The organism is Streptomyces sp. (assembly GCF_031178505.1).
GTDB classification, from domain to species: Bacteria; Actinomycetota; Actinomycetes; order Streptomycetales; family Streptomycetaceae; genus Streptomyces; species Streptomyces gulbargensis.
Genome location: NZ_JAPSIW010000386.1, coordinates 1 through 6,537, shown reverse-complemented (window position 1 = coordinate 6,537; position 6,537 = coordinate 1). Strand labels below are relative to the sequence as shown.

At 72.9% G+C, this 6,537-nt stretch carries 5 protein-coding genes; 4 read left to right on the top strand and 1 reads right to left on the bottom strand.

What is annotated here, in order from left to right:
• Window positions 1-15: 15 nt before the first annotated feature.
• Window positions 16-924 (bottom strand): zinc-binding dehydrogenase, encoded by a 909-nt coding sequence (locus tag RIF68_RS22845; protein ID WP_309053159.1) that lies wholly within the window; start codon window positions 922-924, stop codon window positions 16-18.
• 321 nt (window positions 925-1,245) lie between these two features.
• Here RIF68_RS22845 and RIF68_RS22840 point away from each other — a divergent pair, with 321 nt between their 5' ends.
• The 4 genes from RIF68_RS22840 (at window position 1,246) to RIF68_RS22825 (ending at window position 6,466) form a co-directional block, all read left to right on the top strand.
• A complete protein-coding gene (locus tag RIF68_RS22840) occupies window positions 1,246-2,424 on the top strand; it encodes a transposase (RefSeq protein WP_309053158.1) in 1,179 nt (392 codons plus the stop codon).
• Window positions 2,425-2,881: 457 nt separating this feature from the next.
• Window positions 2,882-4,027, top strand: a complete 1,146-nt coding sequence (locus RIF68_RS22835; RefSeq protein WP_309053157.1) for an acyl-CoA dehydrogenase family protein — start codon at window positions 2,882-2,884, stop codon at window positions 4,025-4,027.
• 56 nt (window positions 4,028-4,083) lie between these two features.
• Entirely contained in the window at window positions 4,084-5,028 is a 945-nt protein-coding gene (locus RIF68_RS22830) for an NAD(P)H-binding protein (protein ID WP_309053156.1), read from the top strand.
• Window positions 5,029-6,154: 1,126 nt separating this feature from the next.
• Entirely contained in the window at window positions 6,155-6,466 is a 312-nt protein-coding gene (locus RIF68_RS22825; RefSeq protein WP_309053155.1) for a hypothetical protein, read from the top strand.
• The last annotated feature ends 71 nt before the right edge of the window (window positions 6,467-6,537 follow it).

Here is a 6,537-nt window from a genome sequence, read left to right as displayed (position 1 = left end):
GCGGCCGGGGCGGGTTCAGGGGCGCAGGACGACCTTGCCCGTCGTACGGCGTTCCAGCAGGTCCGTGTGGGCGCGGCGGGCCTCGGTCAGGGGGTACTCGGGACCCGCCACCGGCCGCAGCCGCCCCCGCAGGGTCAGGTCGAACAGCTCCTTGAGCGGCTCGTGCAGTGCTCCCGGCCGGGCCAGGGTGGGGCGCAGCCAGAACCCGACGACGGAGGCGTTGAGGCGGCTGAGCCGGGCCGGGTCGAGCGCGGAGAAGGCCGTACGGGAGGCGTTGCCGTACGTGACGAGGCGGCCGAAGTCGGCGAGGGCGCCGAGCGCCCGGTCGAAGAGGTCGCCGCCCGCGGCGTCCAGGATCACGTCCACCCGGCGGTCCAGCGGGTAGCGGGCCGGGCCGTCGGCCCCCAGCTCCAGGGCCAGCCGCTCCTTCTCGGGCGTCGAGGCCTGCGCCAGGACGAGACCGGCGCCGAACTCCCGGGCCAGCTGCACCGCGAGACTGCCCACGCCCCCCGCGGCCGAGTGCACGACCACGCTCTCGCCCGCCTCCAGCCGGGCCGCGGAACGCAGCAGGTGCCAGGCGGTCAGGCCCTGCGTCAGCAGCGCGAGCGCCCGGGGCGCGTCCAGTTCCTCGGGGACCTCGACCAGGGCGGACTCCCGGGCGACGACCTGCTGCGCGTAGCCGTGGGTGACCTTGGCGAGGACCCGGCGGCCGTCCTCGGTCCGGCCGACGACCTCGCCGCCGGGGATGTGCGGGAGCAGGCCGGCGTCCAGGTACGAGCCGTCCACCTGGAAGGTGTCGGCGAAGTTGACCCCGGCGGCCTCCACCGTGATCAGGGCCTCGCCCGGGCCGGGCACCGGGGCGGGGACGTCGACGGGCGTGAGGACCTCGGGGCCGCCGAAGCGGTCGAACCGTATCGCGAGCATGGGCACGCACGGTACCGGGTGCGACACAGCAGCGGTGTGCGGGGCGGGAGTTGACGGGGCGCCGGGGACCGGGAGGGGATGCGGACGGGCCTCGGCGAGGGGTGTCCGCGGGGCTCCGGAGGCCGGGTGGGGACTTCGGGCGGGTGTCCGTGGCGGCTTTCGCGGCGGCTCCGGGCCCGGGGCGCCCCCGGCCCCGGGGCCTACCCGCGCGGCGCCGGGGCGGTTCGCGCTGGTCGGAGCGCGGGGCACGCGCGCTCCACGCGAAATTCAAGAGCCGGTCGGCAGGGTGGCCTCCGACAGGGCGAGCGACGAGGAGCGGAGATGGTGCAGCAGCTCACCAGGGAACGCCCCGGGACGGACACCCCGCCGGGAGCGGACACCGAGACGGGCGCGGGGATCGAACCGGTCCCCGCCTGGTTCGTGAACGCCGTGTTCGGCACCCTGCCCCGCTCCGATCAGCGACGCTGCGCCAAGGCCTACCTGCGGGCCCTGCTCACCTCGCCCGGCCGCAAGACCGTACGGGCCATGGCGTCCTCCACCACCGACCTCCAGGCCCTCCAGCAGTTCGTCAACCAGAGCCCGTGGGACTGGCGGCCGCCGCGCCGGGCGCTGACCCGCCTGGCCGGCGAGTGGATGAACCCGCGCGCCACCGTCCTGGAACTCGCCCTCATACCCAAGTACGGCGAGCAGATCGTGGGCGTCCACCGGCGCCCCACCCCCACCGGCGGCTCGGTCAACTGTCAGATCGCGCTCGGCATGTTCCTCACCGAACGGGACCGCAGCCTGCCCGTCGACTGGCGGCTGTACCTCAACCGGGCCTGGGGCGAGGACGAGACGCACCGGCGCCGTGCCCGCATCCCCGAGGGAGTGCGCCGCCGCCCCCTGGAGGAGCTGGCGCTCGACCTCCTCGACGGGCTGCCCGAGCCGCGGCGCGGCCGGGGCGCGCCCGTCATCCTCGACCTGCGCGGCACCGGCGACACCGCGCGCGCCGCCGCCGGGCTCATGGCGCGCGGTGCCGGCTTCCTGCTGTCGCTCGGCGCCGAGGAGCAGCGGCGCGCCCCCGTCCTGAAGCCGCCGGTGCGCGGGCCGCTCGTGACCCTGAACTCCCCGTCCTGGCTCGACCTGCCCGACGGCACGCGCGCCGGACGTTTCCGGCTGCTCGCCGAGTGGTCGCCGGCGCGGGACAGGCCCCGCCGGGTGTGGCTGACCAACATGCTGGACGGCGCGTCGAGCGACTTCCTCGCCCTGCTGCGGCTCAAGTCCACCTCCGGGGCGGCGCTCGCCGCGATCGGCGAGGACTACGGCATGAGCGACTTCACCGGCCGGTCCTTCCCCGGCTGGCACCACCACATGACGCTGGTGTCGGCGGCCTACGCGGTGGACACGCTCGAACTCGCCGACCTGGCGGCGGAACCGGTCGGCGACGAGTTCGCCGCCGAGGCCCGTGAGGTGCGCGACGGGCGTGAGGTGCGGGACGTACGCGAAGGGCGGGTGCGATGATGCCGCGGACGTCCGGCCCCGCCGGACCCGTGGCGCGGTCCTCCTCACCGCGCCGCTCACCCGGACGTCCGGGAGCCGGCTTCCCCCACCGGGCCGCGCCCGGATCACTTCCCCAGGGGTGGGTTACTGACCAAGAAGTGCGTTCTTCCCCCAGCTCATCGGCTTGCCGCATGATGGCTGCGGGTTCCGGTTCCGCATTGCCCCGGCCTCCAAGCCCCGGTCGGCCGGGGCAATGCCCTGACCCCCTCCCATAACCGCACCCCATCACTTCCGGGTCTCCTCCTCCTCATCCTCCGTCCACCGGAATCTCGCCATATGCCGCAGAGTTCCGGATGACTCCCATATGACCCTGTGTCAGGGAGGATGCGGAGCACTCGCCGCTGCCTTGGGAGCGGAATTCTCGTAGCTGAGGCACCGCAGCGAGTCTCATACGGGAAACGACTGCTGAGGAGGCAGGATGACCAGGACTGACAGCGGTGTCACCGCGGTGCTCGACGAGGTGACGGCCCTGGTCCCGACGCTCCGGGAGAGCGGAGCGGAAGCGGAACAGCGCCGCTGGATCCCGGACGAGAACATCGAACTTCTCGACAAGGCCGGTGTCTTCCGGCTCGCCGTCCCGCGCCGCTTCGGCGGCCTCGGGGCGCCGGTGGCCGATCAGGCCGCGGTCCTGAACCAGATAGCCCGGGGCGACTCGGCCACCGGCTGGGTCTCCATGATCTGGGTCTCCAGTGCCTGGGTGCCGAGCCTCTTCCCCGAACAGGCCCAGGAGGAGGTGTACGCCGGCGGCTCCGTACGCGTCTCCACCGGATTCACCCCCTCCGGCACCCTCACCGCCGACGGCGGCGACGGCTACACCCTCGACGGCTCCTGGAAGTGGATCTCCGGCTCCCAGGGAGCGGACTGGGCGCTGCTCTCCGCGCTCCTCGCCGGCCCGGACGGCACCCCCGCGCCGTACGCCGCGCTCGTCCCGCTCTCCGCGCTCACCGTCGCGGACGACTGGTACGCCTCCGCGGGCGCCGGAACCGGAAGCTCCACCGTGACCGCCGCCGGCGTGAGCGTCCCCGCGCACCGGGTGGTGCCGCTCACCGACGTCCTCGCGGGCGGCGAGTACCCCTTCGTCCCCTTCTTCATGGCGCAGGGCGCCGCCGCCTACATCGGCATGGCCAAGGGCGCGTACGAGCGCTTCCTGGAGCGGCTGCCGGGGCGGGGCATCACGTACACCTCGTGGACCGACCAGAGCCTGTCGCCGCTCACCCAGGTGCAGGTGGCCCTCGCCGCCAACCGGATCGAGGCCGCCGAGGCGCTCCAGGAGCGCTGGCTGCGCCGGCTCCAGGAGCACGCCGACGCCGGAACCCAGCCGGACGTGGCCGAGCGGGCCGCCGCGCGCGGCCGGGCCGCCTACGCCATCCAGCTCGCCAAGGAGGCCGTCGACGGCCTGTTCGAGGCGGCCGGGGCCTCGGTGATCCTCAGCGACGAGCCGCTGCAGCGCTTCCACCGCGACATCCGCGGGTTGTCGCTGCACGCGCTGTTCACCTTCACCACCAACCAGGAAGTGCACGGCCGGGCGATCCTCGGTCTCGCTCCCGACACCCCGTTCCTGTGACCGCCGCGGGCGCTCTCCCTCCGCAACCGGTTCCCACAGGAAGGCTCTCCGTCGCGATGACCACCACCATGACCACCACCCCCGGCACCACCACCGGCACCTCTGGCACCACGCGTGCGGTCACGGCCGCCCCGTACGTGGTGAAGGACCCGGACGACCACTCCGACACGACCGTCCTCGTCCTCGGCGGGACGGGCAAGACCGGCCGCCGGCTGGTCCCGCTCCTCAAGGACCACGGCGCCCGGGTACGGGCCGCCAGCCGCCGCGGGCCGGTCCGCTTCGACTGGGACGACCCCAACACCTGGGAGCCCGCGCTCGACGGGGCCGACGCCGTCTACCTCGTGGACGCGCAGGATCGGCCCGGGCAGTGGGACGCCGAGGCGAGCATCCGGGCCTTCGCCGGGCTCGCCGTCGACCGGGGCGTACGCCGCATGGTGCTGCTGCAGGCCCGGGTCACCGAGCAGGTCGGCGGGAAGTCGCTGATCGCCGGGGAGCGGGGCGTGCGGGAGTGCGGGGCCGAGTGGACCGTGCTGCGCCCCAACTGGTTCTTCCAGAACTTCGACGAGGGCGTGTTCCTCGACTGCGTGCTCGCCGGTGAGCTGCCGCTGCCCGCCGGGGACGGCCTCGAGCCCTTCGTGGACGCCGACGACGTCGCCGCGGTGGCGGCGGCCGCGCTGCTGGAGGACGGCCACGCCGGTCGGACGTACGAGCTCAGCGGGCCGCGCGCGCTCACCTTCGGCCAGGTCATCGACACCATCGCGCACGCGACGGGCCGGGACGTGCGGTACCACCCGGTGACGCACCAGGAGTACGTGGACGAGCTGCTCTGCTACGACGTGGCCGCCGACTACGCCCTGTTCCTCGCCGACCTGGCCGCGCAGATCCGGGACAGCAAGAACGCGGAGCCGACGGACGACGTGCGCCGGGTGCTCGGGCGCGAGCCGCGCGACTTCGACGACTTCGTGAAGGACGCGGTCGCGCGCGGGGTCTGGGACCTCTGAGCGCGGGGGCCGCGCCGGGCGCCGGTCTGTACGTGGTGACCGCCGGTGCCTGTCGGTCCCGTACCGCATGTCGGCCTGGCGCCGTCGTTCGGCGTGAGCCCGAGGCCCGTCGCCCGGCAGCCCGTGCGTTGCCGGGCGACGGCGGTATGACGGCGGTGTGACGGTCCGCCCCGCACGGCGACCGGGCCGCGCCCGCGCGAGAACCCCGGCCCCTCCCTTGCCCGCGCGCCTGGGCCTCAGCCACCGAAAGCCAGCCACGACGGCGCGGCAGACGGACGACGGCGGCGAGGAGGTCACCTCGGCCATGTGCGGCATCAGCCACCCTGCTCATCGACCGGCGCCCGGCCCCCGTGCTCGGGAGCGGTGGTGACGGCCGGAGGACGACGACCCCGATCCGGCGGACGGCCTCCGTGGTTGCTGTTCCTTTTATACATACAGAGGGCGCAGCCACCCGAAGCTTCTGACCTGCGGAAACGCGAAAAGTATCGGCATCCTAGGATGCCGATACATGTCGTCCAGCGACATGTCGTCCAGCGACATGTCGGCAGGCGTCATCGGAGGAACTTAGGAGTTCGTTCGATGACCATCCACGACATGTCGCCTGCGGTAATCTCTGTGCCGTCGGGAAGCACAGGTGGGGGGTCGTCGGTGCGGAAACACGCGCGCAGCTCTTACCGCAGCCTGGTCAACAGGCAGACCGGTGAGGTCCAGGAGTTATGGGAGGACGAACCAGAACAGCGTCGGGCCTACCGCCTCGGTGGCCGGTTCGGGCAGATCTCGTTCGAGCGCCTGCTGGCGATGCTCGCCCACGAGTCCGGGCTGACGGGGGACGACATCCGTGTCTTCTTCTACTGCGGGATCATGACCTACGAGAAGGGCGGTGCCAGCGCAGGCGAGGCAGCCCGGCACCTGGGGCTCACTCCTCAGGCGACGCGGCGCATCGCGAAGAAACTGGCGGAGAACAAGCTCTTCCTGGTTGCCGAAGTCGTAGGCCGAACGATCAAATACCGAGCGAGTCCGCACATCATCTCGAGCCTGACAGGCGAGGAGCAGTCCGAGGAAGCCGCCGCCTACCATCTGCCGACACTGCCGGGAAGACCGGACGCGGAGAAGAAGGACACCACCGATGGGACGCCAAGAGCCGTACCCCGAGCTCGCCGAGCTGCAACGCCGCATCAGCGAGCTGCCGCACCTCAAGCAGAACATGCTGATGACGTACGCGGTGCACGGCGGACTCGACCACGCAGTGGAGAAGACGGCGGCCGAGCTGGCTGAGCTGATCGGTGCGCCCGCGCCGCACTTCTCCCGGGCCCGCCGGGAGCTCGCCCACGACGGCTGGCTGGAGCACACCCACAGCGAGGGACAGGTGAAGTTCTTCCGCCTCGGAGAGAAGGCCACCGGCCAGAAGGTCGTCGTGCCCATCCGCCGCAGCGGCTGAGACCGGGGCGCATCCGAGCCCCGTCGGATCGGTCAGGACTGGGTCCCAGGGGGACGGTCGGCCGGTGCTCG